The sequence below is a fragment of the Modicisalibacter coralii genome (assembly GCF_004117855.1).
GTDB classification, from domain to species: domain Bacteria; phylum Pseudomonadota; class Gammaproteobacteria; order Pseudomonadales; family Halomonadaceae; genus Modicisalibacter; species Modicisalibacter coralii.
In genome coordinates, this window is record NZ_QWBW01000008.1 from 127,712 (window position 1) to 147,168 (window position 19,457).

Annotated in this window: 15 protein-coding genes; 11 read left to right on the forward strand and 4 right to left on the reverse strand. The window is 68.1% G+C overall.

All coding sequences use genetic code 11. The features are described 5' to 3' along the window. Positions 1-280: 280 nt before the first annotated feature. From D0901_RS04135 to D0901_RS04165, 7 genes are all read left to right on the forward strand, one after another. The gene (locus tag D0901_RS04135; protein ID WP_129139029.1) at positions 281-1,258 is read left to right on the forward strand and encodes a dipeptidase; all 978 of its coding nucleotides are present in this window, start codon (positions 281-283) and stop codon (positions 1,256-1,258) included. A 112-nt stretch (positions 1,259-1,370) separates the two neighbouring features. Beyond that, positions 1,371-1,916 carry a 4-vinyl reductase gene (locus tag D0901_RS04140; RefSeq protein ID WP_129139030.1) on the forward strand — a complete coding sequence of 182 codons (546 nt, stop codon included), beginning with the start codon at positions 1,371-1,373 and terminating at the stop codon, positions 1,914-1,916. Positions 1,917-1,926: 10 nt separating this feature from the next. Then, on the forward strand, positions 1,927-4,011 hold the full coding sequence (gene dgcA / locus D0901_RS04145) for a dimethylglycine demethylation protein DgcA (protein WP_129139031.1): 2,085 nt from the start codon (positions 1,927-1,929) through the stop codon (positions 4,009-4,011). A 174-nt stretch (positions 4,012-4,185) separates the two neighbouring features. Further along, positions 4,186-6,168 carry a (Fe-S)-binding protein gene (locus D0901_RS04150; RefSeq protein WP_129139032.1) on the forward strand — a complete coding sequence of 661 codons (1,983 nt, stop codon included), beginning with the start codon at positions 4,186-4,188 and terminating at the stop codon, positions 6,166-6,168. Next, positions 6,165-7,451, forward strand: a complete 1,287-nt coding sequence (gene etfA, locus D0901_RS04155; protein WP_129139033.1) for an electron transfer flavoprotein subunit alpha — start codon at positions 6,165-6,167, stop codon at positions 7,449-7,451. Before D0901_RS04150 ends, etfA begins: the two co-directional genes overlap by 4 nt. Beyond that, complete coding sequence (gene etfB, locus D0901_RS04160; protein ID WP_129139034.1) at positions 7,441-8,253, forward strand: electron transfer flavoprotein subunit beta; 813 nt, start codon at positions 7,441-7,443, stop codon at positions 8,251-8,253. Before etfA ends, etfB begins: the two co-directional genes overlap by 11 nt. Before the next feature lie 109 nt (positions 8,254-8,362). Beyond that, positions 8,363-9,655 carry a GGDEF domain-containing protein gene (locus D0901_RS04165; RefSeq protein ID WP_129139035.1) on the forward strand — a complete coding sequence of 431 codons (1,293 nt, stop codon included), beginning with the start codon at positions 8,363-8,365 and terminating at the stop codon, positions 9,653-9,655. Positions 9,656-9,658: 3 nt separating this feature from the next. Here D0901_RS04165 and D0901_RS04170 read toward each other — a convergent pair whose 3' ends face one another. The 3 genes from D0901_RS04170 to D0901_RS04180 form a co-directional block, all read right to left on the reverse strand. Then, positions 9,659-10,432: an EAL domain-containing protein gene (locus D0901_RS04170; RefSeq protein WP_129139036.1), complete on the reverse strand. Its 774-nt coding sequence runs from the start codon at positions 10,430-10,432 to the stop codon at positions 9,659-9,661. A gap of 125 nt (positions 10,433-10,557) precedes the next feature. Beyond that, a complete protein-coding gene (locus tag D0901_RS04175) occupies positions 10,558-11,523 on the reverse strand; it encodes a DMT family transporter (RefSeq protein WP_129139037.1) in 966 nt (321 codons plus the stop codon). Further along, positions 11,520-11,981, reverse strand: coding sequence for a DUF4174 domain-containing protein (locus D0901_RS04180; protein WP_129139038.1), 462 nt, complete (start codon positions 11,979-11,981; stop codon positions 11,520-11,522). The genes D0901_RS04175 and D0901_RS04180 overlap by 4 nt, the downstream gene beginning before the upstream one ends. A gap of 338 nt (positions 11,982-12,319) precedes the next feature. On the opposite strand from D0901_RS04180, the gene dctP reads away from it, so the two are divergent. Further along, on the forward strand, positions 12,320-13,489 hold the full coding sequence (dctP, locus tag D0901_RS04185) for a TRAP transporter substrate-binding protein DctP (protein ID WP_129139039.1): 1,170 nt from the start codon (positions 12,320-12,322) through the stop codon (positions 13,487-13,489). Positions 13,490-13,597: 108 nt separating this feature from the next. Beyond that, complete coding sequence (locus D0901_RS04190) at positions 13,598-15,796, forward strand: TRAP transporter large permease subunit (RefSeq protein ID WP_129139040.1); 2,199 nt, start codon at positions 13,598-13,600, stop codon at positions 15,794-15,796. A gap of 46 nt (positions 15,797-15,842) precedes the next feature. Here D0901_RS04190 and D0901_RS04195 read toward each other — a convergent pair whose 3' ends face one another. Then, on the reverse strand, positions 15,843-16,829 hold the full coding sequence (locus D0901_RS04195) for a lipid A deacylase LpxR family protein (RefSeq protein WP_129139041.1): 987 nt from the start codon (positions 16,827-16,829) through the stop codon (positions 15,843-15,845). A 205-nt stretch (positions 16,830-17,034) separates the two neighbouring features. Between D0901_RS04195 and D0901_RS04200 the strand changes: the two genes are divergently transcribed. Then, positions 17,035-17,940 (forward strand): MurR/RpiR family transcriptional regulator, encoded by a 906-nt coding sequence (locus D0901_RS04200; protein WP_129139042.1) that lies wholly within the window; start codon positions 17,035-17,037, stop codon positions 17,938-17,940. 38 nt (positions 17,941-17,978) lie between these two features. Next, positions 17,979-19,295 (forward strand): pyridoxal phosphate-dependent aminotransferase, encoded by a 1,317-nt coding sequence (locus D0901_RS04205; protein ID WP_129139043.1) that lies wholly within the window; start codon positions 17,979-17,981, stop codon positions 19,293-19,295. Positions 19,296-19,457: the final 162 nt, after the last annotated feature.

Here is a 19,457-nt window from a genome sequence, read left to right on the forward strand (position 1 = left end):
CGTACCTATCGGCTGTTCTCTAAAAAGAACGTTCTATAAAAGGAACAGTGCGGCGTCAACCCATGAATTGCGCGGCGTGGCACGAAACGCCCGCCGCACGGGGCCGGCACGGCCGGTAGCGGGCTCGGGCAGGGCGCAGCGGGAGGGGCCGTCCGCTCGGCCAACGTCGCATCAGCGACACCCATGACGCTTTTGGGATTCCCCCCGTCGCTTCCAAGCGTCGAGTCGGCCAGGCTCAGGGCTATTCTGCGGCCATGACGCCAATCCTCGGGAGCCGACCATGACCCCGCAAGCCCTGCACGACGACGCCATCGTCATCGACGGCCTGATCATCGCCAAGTGGAACCGCGCGCTGCTGGAAGACATGCGCAAGGGCGGCCTGACCGCCGCCAACTGCACCGTGTCGGTGTGGGAAGGCTTCCAGGCGACGGTCGACAACATCGTCAGAAGCAACGCCCTGATGGCCGAGTGCAGCGACCTGGTGCGCCCGGTGTACACCACCGCCGACATCACCCGCGCCAAGGAGGAGGGCAAGACCGGCATCATCTACGGCTTCCAGAACGCCCATGCCTTCGAGGATCAGATCGGCTACGTCGAGATCTTCAAGAAGCTCGGCGTGGGTATCGTGCAGATGTGCTACAACACCCAGAACCTGGTCGGCACCGGCTGCTACGAGCGTGACGGCGGCCTGTCCGGGTTCGGCCGCGAGATCGTTGCCGAGATGAACCGCGTGGGCGTCATGTGCGATCTGTCCCACGTCGGCGAAAAGACCTCCCGTGAGGTGATCGAGGCCTCCGAGAAGCCGGTCTGCTACTCCCACTGCCTGCCCGCCGGCCTCAAGGAGCACCCGCGCAACAAGTCCGACGAGGAACTCAAGTTCATCGCCGACCACGGTGGCTTCGTCGGGGTGACCATGTTCACGCCCTTCCTGCGCGCCGGCGTCGACGCCACCGTCGACGACTACGTCGAGGCCATCGAGTACGTGATGAACATCGTCGGCGAGGATGCCATCGGCATCGGCACCGACTTCACCCAGGGTCACGACCAGGACTTCTTCGAATGGCTGACCCATGACAAGGGCTACGCCCGGCGCCTGACCAACTTCGGCACGATCATCAATCCCGAGGGCATCCGCACCATCGGCGAGTTCCCCAATCTCACCGAGGCGCTGCTGCGTCGCGGCATGAGCGAGACCCAGGTGCGCAAGATCATGGGCGAGAACTGGGTGCGCGTCCTGAAGGACGTCTGGGGCAGCTAAAGCATTCAGAAGGAAGAGGAGAGGAGCAAGAGCGCGGCCGCCGCGCGTTTTTCCACCCTCTTCCCCCTTATCTCTTCTTTCTTCTTATAACGATAATTCGAGGAATCCAACCGTGACCAAAATGGCCCCCGAACTGCCCATCGAAGTGGACAGCGAGACCGGCGTGTGGACCACCGACGCGCTGCCGATGCTCTATGTGCCACGCCACTTCTTCATCAACAACCACATCGCCGTGGAAGAGGCGCTGGGTGCCGAGAAATACGCCGAGATTCTCTACCACGCCGGCTACAAGAGCGCCTGGTACTGGTGCGAGAAGGAGGCCGAATGCCACGGTCTCGCGGGGGTGGACGTCTTCGAGCACTACATGACGCGGCTCTCCCAGCGCGGCTGGGGGCACTTCATCACCGAGGCGATCGACCTCGACGCCGGCACCGCCCAGGTGCGCCTCGAGCACAGCGCCTTCGTCTATCAGCTCGGCAAGGTCGGGCGCAAGGTCGAGTACATGTTCACCGGCTGGTTCGCCGGGGCCATGGACCAGATTCTCGAGGCCCGCGGCAGCGATCTGCGCACCATCGCCGAGCAGACCCAGAGCGCCGCCGAGGAAGGCTGCGACGTCGGCCGCTTCACGGTCGTTCCCCGTCATTACCTGGCAGGTTGAGGTTCCCGAGATGGCATTCGATGCGTTGTTCAAGCCGATCGAGATCGGCAATCTCACCATTCGCAACCGCGTGGTCAGCACCGCCCACGCCGAGGTCCATGCCACCGACGGCGGCATGACCACCGATCGCTACGTCAAGTACTACGAGGAGAAGGCCAAGGGCGGCTGCGGACTGTGCATCTGCGGCGGCTCCTCGCCGGTGTCGATCGACAGCCCCCAGGCCTGGTGGAGCTCGGTCAACGTCTCCACCGACCGGATCATTCCGCACTTCCAGAACCTGGCGGACGCCGTGCACAAGCATGGCGGCAAGATCATGATCCAGATCACCCACATGGGCCGCCGCTCGCGCTGGGACGGCTTCGACTGGCCGACCCTGCTGTCGCCGTCGGGCATTCGCGAGCCGGTGCACCGCTCGACCTGCAAGACCATCGAGGAAGAAGAGATCTGGCGGGTCATCGACGACTTCGCCCAGGGCGCGCGGCGCGTGAAGGAAGGCGGACTCGACGGCATCGAGCTGTCGGCCGTGCACCAGCACCTGATCGATCAGTTCTGGAGTCCGCGCGTCAACAAGCGCGAGGACCAGTGGGGCGGCAGCTTCGAGAATCGCATGCGCTTCGGCATGGAAGTCATCAAGGCGGTGCGCGCCGAGGTCGGTGACGACTTCGTGGTCGGCCTGCGCATCTGCGGCGACGAGTTCCACCCGGACGGCCTGACCCACGACGACATGAAGCAGATCGCCGCCTACTACGATGCCACCGGCATGATCGATTTCTTCGGCGTGGTCGGCTCGGGGTGCGATACGCACAACACCCTGGCCAACGTGATCCCCAACATGTCCTATCCGCCGGAGCCGTTCCTGCACCTGGCGGCGGGTATCAAGGACGTGGTCAGCGTGCCGGTGATCCACGCCCAGAACATCAAGGACCCCAACCAGGCCAGCCGTATCCTCGAGGGCGGCTACGTCGACCTGGTGGGCATGACCCGCGCGCACATCGCCGACCCGCACCTGATCGCCAAGATCAAGATGGGCCAGACCGACCAGATCCGGCAGTGCGTGGGCGCCAACTACTGCATCGACCGCCAGTATCAGGGGCTCGACGTGCTGTGCATCCAGAACGCCGCGACCTCGCGCGAATACCTGGGCCTGCCCCACGAGATCGCCCCCAGCGACGGGCCGAAGCGCAAGGTGGTGGTGGTCGGCGGCGGTCCCGGCGGCATGGAGGCGGCGCGCGTCGCTGCCGAGCGCGGCCACGACGTTACCCTGTTCGAGGCATCGGAGCAGATCGGCGGCCAGATCACGCTCGCCGCCAAGGCGCCGCAGCGCGACCAGATCGCCGGCATCACCCGCTGGTACCAGCTCGAGCTGGCGCGGCTCAAGGTCGACCTGCGCGTGGGCACCCGCGCCGACGAGGCGACCATCGCCGACCTGCGGCCGGACATCGTGGTGCTCGCCACCGGCGGCCAGCCCTTCCTGTCGCAGGTGCCCGAATGGGGCTATTCCGAGGATCGCGGACAGAGCCTGGTGGTCAGTACCTGGGACATCCTCGGCGGCGCCGTGGAGCCCGGCAAGAACGTGCTGATCTACGACACCATCTGCGAATTCGCCGGCGTCTCGGCGGCGGACTACCTGGCCGACAAGGGCGCCAAGGTCGAGATCGTCACCGACGATATCAAGCCCGGCGCGGCGGTCGGCGGGACCACTTTCCCGACCTATTACCGCAGCCTCTACGAGAAGGAGGTGATCATGACCTCTGACCTGGCGCTGCACAAGGTCTATCGCGAGGGCGATGCCCTGGTCGCGGTGCTCGAGAACGAGTACACCGGCGCCCAGGAGGAGCGGGTGGTCGACCAGGTGGTGGTCGAGAACGGCGTACGCCCCGACGAGGCGCTCTACTACGCGCTCAAGGAACGCTCCCGCAACAAGGGGCAGGTCGACATCGAGGCGCTCTACGCCATCCAGCCGCAGCCCGCGCTGGCGACCCTGGACGATGACCCGGATGCCGGCTTCGTGCTGTTCCGGCTGGGCGACTGCACGGCGCCGCGTAACACGCATGCGGCGATCTACGATGCCCTGCGGATCTGCAAGGACTTTTAACCCCAGTCATAAGCTGTAAGCCGGAAGCTGTAAGAGCACCTTCCCAACGCATGACGAGGTGAGCATCCGAGGGGCTCATCTCGCCATGCGGGTTGTGAAAGGATCTCCGCCAGAAGGGGACTTACCGCTTACAGCTTAAGGCTTACAGCTCCTCATTGAGGAGAGGTGAGTACCATGCTCGATATCCTCCTGCCGATCCTGATCTTCTCCGCCCTGGCGCTGGCGGCGATCGGCGCCGTGCGGCGCATTCGCCTGTGGCGCCAGGGGCGGCCGTCGCCGGTGCCCGTGCTGCGTGGTCTGGCCGCGGTGCCGCGGCGTTATCTGGTCGATCTGCACCACGTGGTGGCGCGCGACAAGGTGATGTCCAACACCCACGTCGCTACCGCCGGCGGCTTCGTCGCCGCCATGGCGCTGGCGATCGTCGTCCACGGCCTGGGGCTGGCCGAGGGCGTGCTGGGCTGGCTGCTGCTGGCGGCCAGCGCGACGATGTTCGCGGGTAGCCTGTTCGTCGCCCGGCGCCGGCGCGACCCGCCGGCGAGGCTGTCCAAGGGCCCCTGGATGCGTCTGCCCAAGAGCCTGATGGCGTTCTCGCTGGGCATCTTCGCCGTCACCCTGCCGGCGGTGGGCGTGCTGCCCGCCGACGCCGGCGGCTGGCTGGTGGCGGTACTGCTCGCCGCGGTGGTGGCCTGGGGGCTGGCCGAACTGGTGTTCGGCATGACCTGGGGCGGGCCGATGAAGCACGCCTTCGCCGGTGCCCTGCACCTGGCCTTCCATCGCCGGCCGACGCGCTTTTCGGTCAAGCGCGGGGGCGAGGGCCGCTCGACCGGGCTCAAGGCGCTGGACCTGGACGACGCCGACGCGCCGCTGGGCGTCGAGAAGCCCGCCGACTTCACCTGGAACCAGTTGCTGGGCTTCGACGCCTGCGTGCAGTGCGGTCGCTGCGAGGCGGTGTGTCCGGCCTTCGCCGCCGGCCAGCCGCTCAATCCCAAGAAACTGGTGCAGGACATGGTGGTGGGCATGGTCGGTGGCAGTGATGCCCGCTACGCCGGCAGTCCATACCCGGGCAAGCCGGTCGGCGAGCACGCCGGCGACCCCCACGGGCCGATCGTCGCCCGGGAAGGCACCGCCCTGGTCGACGCCGAGACGCTGTGGTCGTGCACCACCTGTCGCGCCTGCGTCGAGGAGTGCCCGATGATGATCGAGCACGTCGACGCCATCGTCGACATGCGGCGCTTCTTGACCCTGGAGCGCGGCGAGACCCCCAACAAGGGCGCCGAGGTCCTCGACAACCTGATCGCCACCGACAACCCTGGCGGCTTCGATCCCGGCTCGCGACTGCACTGGGCGGCGGATCTCGACCTGCCGCTGATCGCCGATCGCGGCGAGGCGGAAGTGCTGCTGTGGCTGGGCGACGGGGTCTTCGACATGCGCAACCAGCGCACCCTGCGTTCGCTGGTCAAGGTGCTGCGCGCCGCCCGGGTCGATTTCGCGGTACTCGGCAACGAGGAGCGCGACAGCGGCGACGTGGCCCGCCGGCTGGGCGACGAGGCGACCTTCCAGCGTCTCGCCCGGCGCAATATCGCCACGCTGTCCCAGTATCGCTTCGACCGCATCGTGACCTGCGATCCGCACAGCTTTCACGTGCTCAAGAACGAGTACGGCGCCCTGGGCGGCGACTACGAGGTCTTCCACCATAGTACCTACCTGCACACCCTGATCGAGGCCGGCGCGCTCAGCATCACGCCGACGGCGCTGGGTCGGGTGACCTATCACGACCCCTGCTACCTGGGGCGCTACAACGGCGAATACGCCGCGCCCCGGGCGGTGCTCGAGGCCCTCGGTGTCGAGCTGGTCGAGATGGCGCGTTCCGGTTACCGCTCGCGCTGCTGCGGCGGTGGCGGCGGGGCGCCGATCACCGACGTGCCCGGCAAGCAGCGTATCCCCGACATGCGCATGAACGACGTGCGCGAGACCGGCGCCGAGCTGGTCGCGGTGGGCTGTCCGCAGTGCACCGCCATGCTCGAGGGCGTGGTGGCCGAGGACCGTGCCGAGATCAAGGACATTGCCGAGCTGGTCGCCGCGGCGCTCGGCGATGACGCCACACCGGCGCCGGCCGCCAGCGATACGCGGCGCACGACCGAGGAGGTGATGGGATGAGCGATATCGTCCGTCGCGACCCGCGCAAGGAGTGGATCGCCCGCAACCGGCTGCACCCCGAGCATTTCGCGGTGCTCGCCGAACTCGGCGGGGAGGGTGCCTCGCCCAGCGAATGGATCGGCCCCAGCGGACTAATACGCCGCAACCCGCGTGCCGTCGGCTTCATCGGCCCCAACGGCATCAAGCGCATCGATCGCAGCGGGGGGCAGCGCGGTGCCCAGGCCGCCCAGGGCCGCCGTAGCCAGGCCGGGCCGACGCGGCGTAGCGTGGCGATCGAAGAACCGGCGTTCCTGATCGCGGTGGTGCCGGACCTCGCCGGCGGCCGGCTGTCGTCCCACGACCGGGACCTGCTGGGGTTGGCCCGGCAACTGGCCGATGCCGACCCCGAGCGCCCCGGTGCGGTGCTGGCGCTGACCTTCGGCAGCCACAAGGAGACGGCCTTCGGCGATGCCGGGATCGACCGCCTGATGGCCTTCGACGAGGCGATCTTCGACGGTTACGCCCCCGAGGCACGCCTGGCCGCGCTGCAGGCCGTGGAGCGCGAGCTTGCCCCGCGTCACTGGCTGTTGCCGGATTCCTCGCTGGGCGGCGGCGAGCTTGGCCGGCGTCTGGCGGTGCGGCTCGGCGAGCGCGCGGCGACCCAGGTCTGGCAGGTCGAGGCCGATGCCGAGGCGCCCTCCGGCTGGCGCTGCACGGCGCGTGCCTCGGCGGGGGCCAATGACCTGCGCCGGCCACTGCCGCGCGTCGCACTGGCCCTGGCGGAGTGCGCCGAACCGGTCAGCGAGACGCATCACGCGGCGCGCCCGTTGACCTTGAGCCAGCCGCTGCCCGAGGCCTTCACGCGCATCGAGGATGGCGGCGCGGTGGCGGTGGATCCCGCCGGGGTGGCACTCGCCGAGGCAGAGTTCATTCTTTCCGCCGGCAACGGCGTGCGCGACTGGGACGCCTATCACCATGCCGCGCGGACCCTGGGCGCCACCGAAGGGGCGTCGCGGGTCGCGGTGGACGACGGCTTCATGCCGCGTGACCGCCAGGTCGGCGCCACCGGTACCTGGGTCACCGCCCGGGTCTACGTGGCGGTGGGCATCAGCGGTGCCATTCAGCACCTGCAGGGCATCCAGCGCTGCGACAAGGTGGTTGCGATCAATCTCGATCCCGGTTGCGACATGATCAAGCGCGCCGACCTCGCGGTGATCGGCGACGCCGGCGCGATTCTCGAGGCGCTGGTGGCGAGGGTCGAACGCGAACGCCAGGGGGCGGAGGAGCAGCGTGATGTCGCATGACACGACGAAGCAGGCGTCGGGCGGTCTCGACGTGGCGGTGCTGGTCTCGGTGGGGCGTCACCCGCTGACCGCCCGCGCGCGGCGCGCCGATCATGACGCCCGGGCGGTGGAACTGGCCCTGGGCCTGGAGGCGGCGCGGGTGCGCCTGATACATGCCGGGCGCAACGACCCCGACAGCGAGGCGGCGCTGCGGGACTATCTGGGCATGGGCTTCGCCTCGCTGACGCGGATCGATCAGCCCGCGGGCGCCGACGTGCTGCCGGCGCTGCTCGAGGCGCTGCGCGAAGCGGCTCCGCAACTGCTGTTCACCGGCTCGCGGGCCGAGACCGGCGAGGGTTCGGGGCTTCTGCCCTACCTGCTGGGCGAGGCGCTGGGCTGGCCGGTGGTCACCGGCATCGCCGCGGTGGAGAGCGTCGAGGGCGGCACGGCGACGCTGCTCCAGGCATTGCCACGCGGCCAGCGGCGGCGCCTGCGGGTGCGCCTGCCGGCGCTGATCAGCGTCGACGAGGCGGGGCCGGCGCCGCGTCAGAGCGCCTACGGCCCGGCCCGGCGCGGGACGCTGAGCGCCGAGACCCGTCCCGCCGAGACGGATGATGCCCTGGCGGGGTGGACGCTGGAGCCGGCCCGGGCGCGTCCCAAGCGGCTCAAGATCGTCAAGGCCAGCTCAGCGCGGGAGCGCTTCAAGGCCGCTGCGGCCAAGGCCGAGGGCGGCGGCGGGCAGGTGCTCACCGATGTCACGCCCGAACAGGGCGCCGAGGCGATCTTCACCCTGCTCAAGGAAGAGGGCGTGCTGCGCCACTGAGTCGGTACCTCGGCGTCCTGACTTGTCATGATCCTCGCGATGCGGCCCAATTGGGGTTCATTCGACACGAAGGCGTCGCGGTGCGATCAGCGCCGCGGCGGCGAGGGGCATGAAGCGAGCGTTGCGCAAGATCGAGTCGCTGCTGCGGCGACTCCCCGTGGGCCGTCGGTTGATGCTGGCGGTCGCGGTACTGGTGGTGCCGATGACGGTGCTGATCGTCGTCAGCGTGTCGGTACTCGAGCGTCAGGAAACCCGCTTGCAGCGTACCGTCGATGAGGCGGTGACGCTGCTGGTGCCCTTGGCCACTCTCGAGTACGACCTGCAGCGTGCCCTGACCGACGCCCTGGCGGCGGAGACCGGCGAGGCCGTGCCCGACTACGGTGGCCTGACCGGGGCCATCGACCGGCTGTTCGCGCAGCTTGCCGCCGCCGCCCCCGAGCGTGACCGGTTGCAGCAAAGCCTGGCTCGGGCGCGCTCGGCCTGGCAGACGGCACGGCCGGCCATCGCGGGGCTGGTCGAAGAGACCCGGCCGCTGCACCTGGCCGGCGATGCACCGGTCTTCGCCACCGTGCGTCAGCGTCTCACCGCGGCCATCGACGATCTGCAGCAGGTCCAGACCCACCTGTCGGCGGCGATCCAGCGGCGGGCCGCCCTGGCCACCCGGGCCCAGCAGCGCCAGCTCGAATGGTTGGTCGGTGCCTGGGGCGCGACGCTGCTGATCGCCGCCGGACTGTTCGCGCTGATCGTGCTCTCCATCGTGCGCCCGGTACGGGATCTCGGGCGTACCGTCCAGCGACTCGGCGAGGGCGATCTGACGGCACGTGCCGATACCCGGGGCGGTGACGAGCTGGGTACCGTCGCCGGCTATCTGAATGCCATGACCCATCGCTTCGCGACCTGGCGGCGCATCATGGAAGACGCCGCCAACCAGGACGCGCTCACCGGACTGCCCAATCGCCGGGCGATCCTGGCGGCACTCGAGGCCGCCCTGGCGTCGAGCGCCGCCACGCAGACCCCGGTCGGCGTGCTGATGATCGACGTCGACCACTTCAAGCAGATCAACGACCAGTATGGCCACGTGGCGGGCGATCGGGCGCTGGCCTGGATCGCCGGGACCCTGCGCGGGCAGTTGCGCAGCGAGGACCACGTCGGTCGCTACGCCGGCGACGAGTTTCTCGCCGTGCTCCCGGGCAGCGGCGAGGAGGAGACGCGCCAGATCGCCGAAAGGCTCTGCGAACAGGTCCGACAGGCGGCTCTGGGCGACCCGCGGCGCCCGACACTGACCATCGGCGTCGCCGCCAGTCACGATGGCGAGACGCCCGCCGAGGCCCTGATCGAGATCGCCGACCGGGCCCTGTACCGCGGCAAGCAGGCCGGACGTGGCCGGGTGGCGCCGAGCTGACGCTCAGCCGCGGTCGAGTTCGGCGAAGCGTTCGGCGTCGACCGTGGGCAGCGTCTCGAGGCCCGGTCGGGCGAAGAAATAGCCCTGTTGGCGGCTGATGCCGGCGGCGCGCAGCCAGCGTGCCTCGGCGGCGGTCTCCACGCCTTCGGCGATCAGGCGGCAGCCGATCCCTTCGGCCATGACGATCGCCGCGCGCACCAGCGTCTGGCGTCGCGGGTCGCGATCGATGCCCATCACCAGCTGGCGGTCGAGCTTGAGGGCTTCGGGATGCAGCTCGGTGAGCAGGTCGAGGTTGGCGTAGCCGGTGCCGAAGTCGTCGAGTGCGGTGGAGAAGCCCATCGCGTGATAGGTGTCGACGATACGCTTGAGATGCCCGCGGTCGGTGATCGCTTCGCTCTCGACGATCTCGAAGTTGATCCGTTCGATTGGCCAGGCGTGGCGCTCGGCGGCCTGCAGAGTGGCCTGGATGCAGGCGCTGGGCTCGTAGACGGCGTTGGGCAGGAAGTTGATCGACAGCACTTCGCGCATGCCCAGGCGGCTGGCCAGCTCGATCGCCTTGACCCGGCAGGCCTGATCGAAGCGGTAGAGGAGGGTGTCGTCGAGGCGTTGCAGGATGTCCCGGGCCGATTCGCCCTGCGTGCCGCGCACCAGGGCCTCGTAGGCGATGATCTCGGCGTGCGCGACGTCGACGATCGGCTGGAAGGCCATGGTGAAGGCGAACGGCAACGGCCGGTCACAGCGACCACAATGCTCCTCGACCCGTGCGCAATGCGTCATGGTTTTTTTCGCTCCCTGGTCGTTGTCGTTGGCGGCGTCCGTCGGCCGTCGTCGAGGGTATACCGCTATCGGTGCCGGGCCGACATGACCCGTCGCATCGCCCGGGACGGGCGTCCCGGACGATGCTATTGCGTGCCGACACTCTTATCGGCAGCAACGCGCGATGCTTGTGTCCCCGGCGTTCGGCGCTGGCCGCGCACCACCAGCACCACGCCGCTCAGGGCGACCAGCATGCCGGCCAGTGCCACCGGGCCCAGGGTCTCGTCGAACAGCCACCAGGCCTCCAGCGCGGTGAGCGGCGGCACCAGATAGAACAGGCTGGCGACCTTTGACGCCGCGCCGCGACGGATCAGCGCCATCAGCAGCAGGATCGCCGCCACCGACAACACCAGTACCAGCCATGCCAGCGTGAGGGCGAAGGTCGTGTTCCAGACCACGGGCGCGTCCTCGAGCCACAGCGACCCCAGCCCCAGCGCGACGCCGGCCGCCAGATACTGCATCACACTGCCGCCGAGCAGGGGCACCGCCTGGCAGAAGCGCTTCTGATAGAGGGTGCCAAGCGAGATGCCCGCCAGCGCCGCGACGATGCACGCCAGGGCGCCGATCCCGAAGCCGTCGAAGACGCCGTCGCCATCCGGCGCGAGATTGCCGCCGAGCACCATCACCACACCCGCCAGGCCCAGCACGAGTCCCAGCCACTGCCAGCGGGTGAGACGCTCGCCGAGCAGCGGCCGGGCGAGTACCGCGGTCAGCAGCGGCTGCAGCCCGACCAGCAGCGACGCCAGCCCGGCCGGCAACCCCCGGTCGATGGCGTAGAACACCCCGCCCAGGTAGGTGGCGTGAACCAGCAGGCCGGTCACCGCGGCGTGCAGACAGAGCGCGGGCGTTTCCGGCCAGCGTGCCCGCAGGACCAGGGCCAGCGGCACCAGCACGGCCAGCGTCAGGGCAAAACGGATCGCCAGGAAGGCGAAAGGGGCGGCGTAGGGCAGGCCGAACTTGGCGCCGATGAAGCCGGTGCTCCACAGCACCACGAACAGCCCGGGCATTGCCGCCAGCCAGGGCGACGCTCGCTGGCTCGTCAACTGGCTCATGGTTGCGACTCGCGACGCCGCAGGGGCATGTTGTCGATGATCTCGAAGACCTGCCGGGGGGCCACGTAGCCCTCGAGCTGCATCTTCTTGCCGCCGTCCAGACCTACCAGGATCACCGTCAGCGGCGCCGTCGCCGGGACCTCGAGTGCCTCGAGCAACGCGCGGGTCTCGGTGTCGGTCATCGGCTTGCCGGCGCGTTGCCCGGCGCCCTCGACGACGGTGTAGAGCAGCATCTTGCGCGCCTCGGCGGCCGTGTGACGCTGGCTGAGGCCGTCGCGCAGGCGCCGGTAGTCGGGGGCCTCGCCATCGGGGGCGACGATGATCAGCGGGCGAAACAGGCCGCGATCGGTGATCAGCGGATTGGCCGGATTCTCGGCGGCGCTTGCCGGGCCGGCCAGCAGCGTCAGCCACAGCAGGAGGGCGTGCCAGGGCCGGGCGTGTTGCAACGGGGCAGTCATCCTCGGGACCTCGAAGAGCGGCGATGCCCACCAGCAGACCAGAATCGGCGCCCGGGCGCCAGCCGCCGTGGTGACGACCTCGTGCTTTGGTCTAACGCGTTGAGTTCATGGGTAAACTGGTCTGACCAGAAGCGGGTCACAAGCGGCGCGGCCGGCGCGCCTTTTCAGGCCGCGATGCCGATGAGGCGGGTGTCCGACAGCGTTGACGAATTCAGTGGTCAGCCAACGCAACTCGGCTACTGTGAACAGCGGGACGTACTGCCGCGTCAGGCAGCACGGGTACAACAACAAGCCACATCACCCCGTCGAGGGTGGCCTGATTCCCAGGAGACCTTGCCATGCAAGACGAAACGCCCAATACGCCCGCTACCCGCCAAGCAACCCCCGACACCCCGGCCACGACGGTGTCGCCATCGCCCTCGCGTCGCCATTTCCTCAAGGGGGCCGCCGTCGGTTCCGCGGTGGCGGTCGCGGCGCCCTGGGTCGGCAACGTTCAGGCCCAGCAGGGCATCCAGATCCGTATGCAGTCTTCCTGGCAACCGGGCACGACGGGTTACAAGACCTTCGAGACCTGGGCCAACAGCGTTCAGGAGCTGACCGGCGGCGAGGTGACCATCAAGCCCTTCCCGGCCGGTGCGGTGGCCGGGGCCTTCGAAGTCGCCGATGCGGTACGCAACGGGGTGCTCGACGGCCAGAACTGGTTCACCGTCTACTGGCCCGGCAAGATGCCCGCCGGGGTCTTCCTCACCGCCTATCCCATGGGCCTGTCGATGCCGCATCAGTGGGACATCATGTTCGGCGCCTACGGCGGGTTCGGCATCGCCAAGGACCTCTATCACAAGCAGGGCCAGGAACTGCTGGGCTATGTCCACCACGACCTCAACCTGATCCATTCCAAGGTACCACTGCGCAGCTTCGACGACTTCAAGGGCATCAAGCTGCGCATGCCCGGGGGGATCGTCGCCGAGACCTTCGCCTCGATCGGCGCGCGCACCACGCTCTTGCCCGGTTCCGAGGTCTATCCGGCGCTGGAGAAGGGCACCATCGATGCCGCCGATTACACCGGCGCGGCGGTCAACTACGAACTGGGCTTCTGGCAGGTCGCCAAGTACATCATCATGGGCCCGCCTTCCACGCCCTGCCTGCACCAGGCCGTCGACCTGATGGACATCGCCGTCAACCGGCGCGTCTACGAGCGCATGTCGCCGCAGACCCAGGATCTCATGCACGAACTGGTATCGGCCTATTCCCGCGACCACTATGCGGCGATCCAGAAGGCCAACGCCGAGGCCTGGCCCAAGTATCGCGAGAAGGGCGTGGAGATCATCCACCTCTCCGAGGACGATGCCGACCGCTTCCGCAAGGCGGCGATCCCGCTGTGGTTCAAGTGGGCCAACAAGGACCCGGATGCCACCCGGCTGTTCCGCGCTCACCTCCAGACCATGCAGGACCCGGCGGTGGCCCTGGTGACCGACGAGGACATCAAGGACTACTCGCTGAACGGCTGATCGGCCCCTGCCCGACCCCGCCGTCGGCCAGGCCGGCGGCGGGGCGCTCCGACGACATGCATACCGGTACCGTGGCGGTCTTCTGATCGCATCGACGGGGGAGAGCCCATGAATCTACAAGTCAATTTCGTGCTGCCCCATTGGCTGTACTGGGCGGTGCTGCTGGTCCTGCCGCTGGTGGTGATGGGCCTGGTCGAGCGCAGCTTTCGGCGTGGCGGCCGGGTCAGTGGCTCGACCACCGGCGAGGCCCCCGCCGCGGCGTCTGACGCCGCCTATCGGCCCCCGGGCAACGGCCTGACCCGGGCGATCGATGCGATCTCCGGCTTCACGGGCCGCTACGTGGCCTATTGGGCGCTGATCGCGCCGTTCGCCTACTGCTACGAGGTATTCGTCCGCTACGCTCTCAACTCGCCGACCAACTGGGTCCACGAGTCGATGTTCCTGATGTTCGGCATGCAGTACCTGCTGGCCGGGGCCTATGCGCTTCGCGAGGGCGGCCACGTGCGCGTCGACATTCTCTACACCCGCGGGCGCCCGCTGACCCGGGCGGCGCTGGACCTGATGACCTCGGTCTTCTTCTTCGTCTTTGCCCTGGCGCTGTTGTCCACCGGTTGGACCTTCTTTTCGCAGTCGGTGGATCAGAACAGCGTGTTCTTCGGCGCCGGCTACGCCAACGAGGTGTCGTTCACCGAATGGGCGATCCAGTACTTTCCGATCAAGTTCACGCTGTTCTTCGGCGCCGTGCTGCTGCTGCTGCAAGGGGTCGCCCAGTTGATCCGCGATCTCCAGGCCTTCCGCCACGCCCTGAAGGCGCGCGACGGCAATCTCGTCTTCGCCTGGGCGATGGTGATGCTGGGGGCGGTGCTGGCGGTGGTGTTGCTGTTCGAGATCGTCAACATAGTGGTCAACGACTACGAGTCGTTCGCGCTGAGCGTCGAGCACCGTCTCGCCGGCGTGGGGATCGGTACGCTCACCGCGCTGATGTTCGGCACACTGATGCTGGTGCTGATGGCCGGTCTGCCGCTGGCCTTCGTCACCGGCGGGCTGGGCGTGGTGTTCCTCTATCTGGTCGGCGATCAGTTCATGCTCAACATGATGCCGTCGCGAATCTTCCCGATGATGACCAATTACCAGCTCTCGGCGATCCCGCTATTCATCTTCATGGCGGCGGTGCTCGAGAAGGCCGGGCTGATCGAGGAGCTGTTCGACGTCGTCTACAAATGGATGGGCGGGCTCAAGGCGGGGCTGGCGATCGCCACCATCGTCGCTTCGACGCTGCTCGCGGCGATGGTCGGGGTGATCGGTGCGGCGGTGGTGACCATGGGCCTGATCGCGCTGCCGGCGATGCTCAAGCGCCACTACGATCCCGAGATCGCCCTGGGCTCGATCATGGCCGGCGGCACCCTGGGTATTCTGATTCCGCCGTCGATCCTGGCGATCATCTATGGCGTGGTCGCCCAGCAGTCGGTGGGCGAGCTGTATCTAGGTTCGCTGATCCCCGGGCTGCTGCTGGCCGGCATGTACGCCTTCTACGTCTGGCTGCGCGGCAAGCTCAACCCGCGTACCGCGCCGGCCCTGCCGCCCGAGGATCGGGTCAGCACCCGCGAGAAGCTGCGTCTGCTGCGCAACATGCTGGCGCCGATCATTCTGGTGATCGTGGTGCTGGGGGTGATCTTCACCGGGCTGGCCACGCCGGTCGAGGCGGCGGGTATCGGCACCTTCGGCGCCATGGTGGTGGCCGCCATGCACGGTCGCCTGACCTGGCCCAATCTGCACGCGGCGTGCATGACCACCCTGGTCGCCACCGCGATGGTGATGTGGATCATCTTCGGGGCGACGATCTTCGTCGGCTTCTACATCCTGCAGGGCGGGCAGACCTTCGTTCAGGAGCTGATCTCCGGTGCCGGACTGGGGCCCTATGGCGTCCTGGCGATCATGATGCTGCTGTTGATCGCGCTGGGCATGTTCCTGGACTGGGTGGGCATCCTGCTGCTGGCGGTACCGATCTTCGTGCCGCTGATCCAGCCGCTCGAGTTCGACGGCCTGTTCGGCCTGCCCGGGGTCTCGGCCGCCGATGTCTCGCTGTGGTTCGGGGTGATCTACCTGGTCAACATGCAGATGTCGTTCTTGAGCCCGCCGTTCGGCTATGCGCTGTTCTACATCAAGGGGGTGTGTCCGCCGCACATCACCATGGCGCAGATATTCCGCTCATCGCTGCCGTTTCTGGGCATTCAGGCGCTGGGACTGTTCCTGGTGATCGTGTTTCCCGCGCTGATCACCTGGCTGCCGGATCTGGTCTACGGGTAAGATCGACCGGAAGGCAGGCAAGGGCGCCCTCGGGCGCCCGTTGCCCCTACAGCCAGGTCGACAGGGTGAGCGAGCCGAACTGGTCGGAAGTGTCCTGGGACTCGAACTCGCGGGTGCGCCACACGTTGGTGAAGGCGACCTGCCAGCGATCCCAGCTGACCACCACGCCCGCGGTCAGATCGCCGACCCACTCGCGGCGGTCGACGCTGTGGCTGTCCTCGAAGGTGTTGCCGTCGAGCAGCAGGTTGTGGGCCATATAGCGCCCTTCGGCGCCCAGGAAACCGTACCAGCCGAAACCGTCGTCGGCCTCGAAGCCCTGGCGGCCGCCCAGGGCCGGGGCGACGCTGGGAATGCCGAAGCTCTTGTCGAGTCGCCGGCCGAAACGCACCGCGCCGCCGCCGCCCAGGTAATCGTAGAGGTTGCCGATCTGGAAGGTGGCGCTGGGGCCATACTCCCATTCCAGGCCCGCCCCACGGCTCTGCCACCACCAGGCCTTGTTGCCGGCCACGCCGATCAGCGGCTCGTTCTCGAGCTGGTGGGACCAGCCTTCGGGCTGGTCGCTGCCGATCATTCGATGCACGCCCTTCTGCAGGACCTTGCCCCCGGCGGCGGGGCCCACCCAGCCGAGCTGCAGGTCGAGCATCGAGGCCTCGCGCCAGCCGTCGTGCTCCACATCGTCATAGAGCGACACCCCACCGATCACCAGGCCGGCATAGGGGCGGTCGTCCTCGATCAGCTCGCTGCGCTCGATGTCATTGGGCGTGTAGATCTGATGGGCCAGGTGATAGCCGACGGCGTCGACGTCACCGGCCTGCCAGCCGGGAAGCCAGTCGGCCAGGCGCCGTGACCAGTGATCGGCATCGGGCAGGCTGATCCGGGTGAGTTCGACGCCGCTGGTGTAATGACCGTCGTCGCCCGACGAGAACAGGTCGTTGGTGACCTTGAGCGAATAGAGGTCGTCGGCCTGAGCCACGGGGGCGGCAAGCAGTGCCAGACACAGCACCAGGCGGGGTCGGTTGAATGAGGCGTGCATGGCTCTTCCCTGAGTGGTTGTAAACATACGAAGGCGTATGTTGATGATCAATTTAGCAAATGTTAGCGACGAAACCAACTGCCCGCCAGGCGCGCGAGTCGGGTCGCGATCCCGGTTTGGTAATTTATTTCCTTTATTGTAAAAATATTTGCAGTTTGGCGATAGCCCTCTAGAATGGCGTGTATTCCAGTGAACGAGCGCGCCCATGACGTCATCAACGCCCCCGGCCGATTACGCCCAGCTTCAGGCCCTGCCGGCCCGGGTCCGCCGCGGCGACCCCGAGGCCCCGCGACTCTCCGTCAAGGCGCTGGACCTGCTCGAGGCGCTGGTCGGCGAGCCCGAGCGGGTGGGCACGTCGAGCATCTCGCAACTCGCCGAGTGGCAGGGCGTGCACGCCTCCCGCCTGACCCGATTGTCGCGGGCCCTGGGCTTTTCCGGTTTCAAGGCCTTCCAGGCCCTGTTCCGCCGCGACCTGACCGGTGGCGCCTTCTATTCGACCCGCGCCGAGCGGCTGCTGGATTTCGGCGAGACGCCCGAGGCGCAGCCCGACGCCGCTTGGGACCGCGCGCTCTGGCAACAGGAGATGGCCAATCTCTCCAGCGCGGTGGAGGGTCTCGACGCGCGGCTTCTCGAGGGTGCCGCGCGCGCGGTGATCGCCGCCCGGCGAGTGCATGTGGTGGGTCTCAGGGCCAGCTTCGGTGCCGCCCATTACCTGGCCTACTACCTGGATTATCTGCGCCGTGACGTGCAACTGGTCTCGCCCCAGGCCGGCGTCGACGTCGAACGGGCCCTGGACCTGGGCCGCGACGACCTGGTGATCGGTATCGCCTTCCGTCCAGAAACCCGGGTCAGCGTCGACTACTGCCGGCTGGCGATCGAGCAGGGCGCCGGTCTCGTGGCGTTGACCAATCATCCGCGTTCGCAACTCGCAGGGCTCACGGACTGCCGACTGGTCGCGCCCGCCGAGGGGCCGTTCTTCTTCAACCCCATGAGCAGCCTGTTCATGCTGGTGGAGATGCTGCTGTCGCGCATCGCCCGGGCCATGGGCCCCGAAGCGGTGACCGCCATCCGCCGCCGCGAGGCCTTGATCGCCCGCCTGCACGTCGAATGACGCCCTTCCTCACCCCGTGCCCTCCAAGGAGGTTCTCGATGTCCCCGGTCACCGATTCCGACACCGCCCGGCCGGGCGCTGCGCCCCTCTCCGCTCGACTGACGGCCGGTTACGGACGTGCCGATGCGGGCACGCCCGCATCGGACACTCTGTTGATCAACGAGCAGTCGCGGCTGCTCGAGGCCCATGGCAAGCGGGTCTACAAGTTCGGCTTCGGCCAGTCACCGTTTCCGGTCTTCGCCCCGGCGGTGGCGGCGCTCGCCGAGCATGCCGCCGAAAAGGCCTACCTGCCCGTGCAGGGGCTCGCGGCGTTGCGCGAGCAGGTGGCGGCATTTCATCGCGCCACCGACGGCAGCGACTGGCAGGCCGAACGCGTGCTGGTGGGGCCGGGCAGCAAGCTGCTGCTGTTCGCGCTGATCAGGGCGCTTCCCGAGGCGGACATCCTGATCCCGGCACCGGCCTGGGTCTCCTATGCGCCCCAGGCGCGGCTCGCCGGTCAGCGGGCGGTCCGCCTGGCGGCGGATTTCGCGACCCGCTGGCAGGTCACCGCCGAGCGGCTCGAGGCGCACTGTCAGGCCGAGCCGGAGCGACTCAAGGTGCTGATCCTCAACGCCCCGGGCAACCCCACCGGTCTCTCGCCCACGCCCGACGAGCAGCGCCGGCTGGTCGAGGTGGCGCGGCGGCATGGCGTGCTGGTGCTGGCCGACGAGATCTACGCCATGCTCGATCACGCCGGCGCCCATCGTGCCTTCGCCCGCGATTATCCCGAAGGCACGGTGACCACCAGCGGGCTTTCCAAGTGGTGTGGCGCCGGCGGTTGGCGGCTGGGCGTGATGCACGTGCCCGCCACACTGGGCGACGAGCTGTTCCAGCGTCTGATCGGGCTGGCCTCGGAGACCTGGTCGAGCGTGACCAGCCCCGTCCAGTACGCCGCCATCACGGCCTATACGCCGAGCCCGGCGCTGACGGCCTACGTCGAGCGCCAGCGACAGATCCTCGCCGAGCTCGGCCAGTGGTGTGCGGCGCGCCTCGACGCCACCGGGGTGCGCACCCACGCCCCCGATGGCGGTTTCTACCTGTTTCCGGACTTCGAGGCCTATCGCGAGCGGCTCGCGACCCGTGGCATCACCACCAGCGCCGAGCTCACCCGTTGCTTGCTCGACGAGGCGGGTGTCGCGCTGCTGCCGGGCAGCGCCTTCGGCGCCGAGCCGGCGCAGTTGACGGCGCGCCTGGCATATGTTGATTTCGAGGGCGCTGCATTGCTCGACGCCGACGGTGACGCGATCGGTCATCCGGCGACGCAGGCTCTGGTCGGGGGCATCGAGGCGCTCGTCGCCTGGCTCGAGGGGCTCTGATCCGAGGGCGCCGGATTCGAGGGCCCTGGCCTGTCGCCCGAGGGCGACGGATGTAGTGACCGGGGAACTCGAATTTTCAATGCGTTACACGAAATTCAGGAACCCTGGGGCGGATGCGTCGTCACAGTCCGTACACGCCACGAACCAATCAATGTTGTTGGA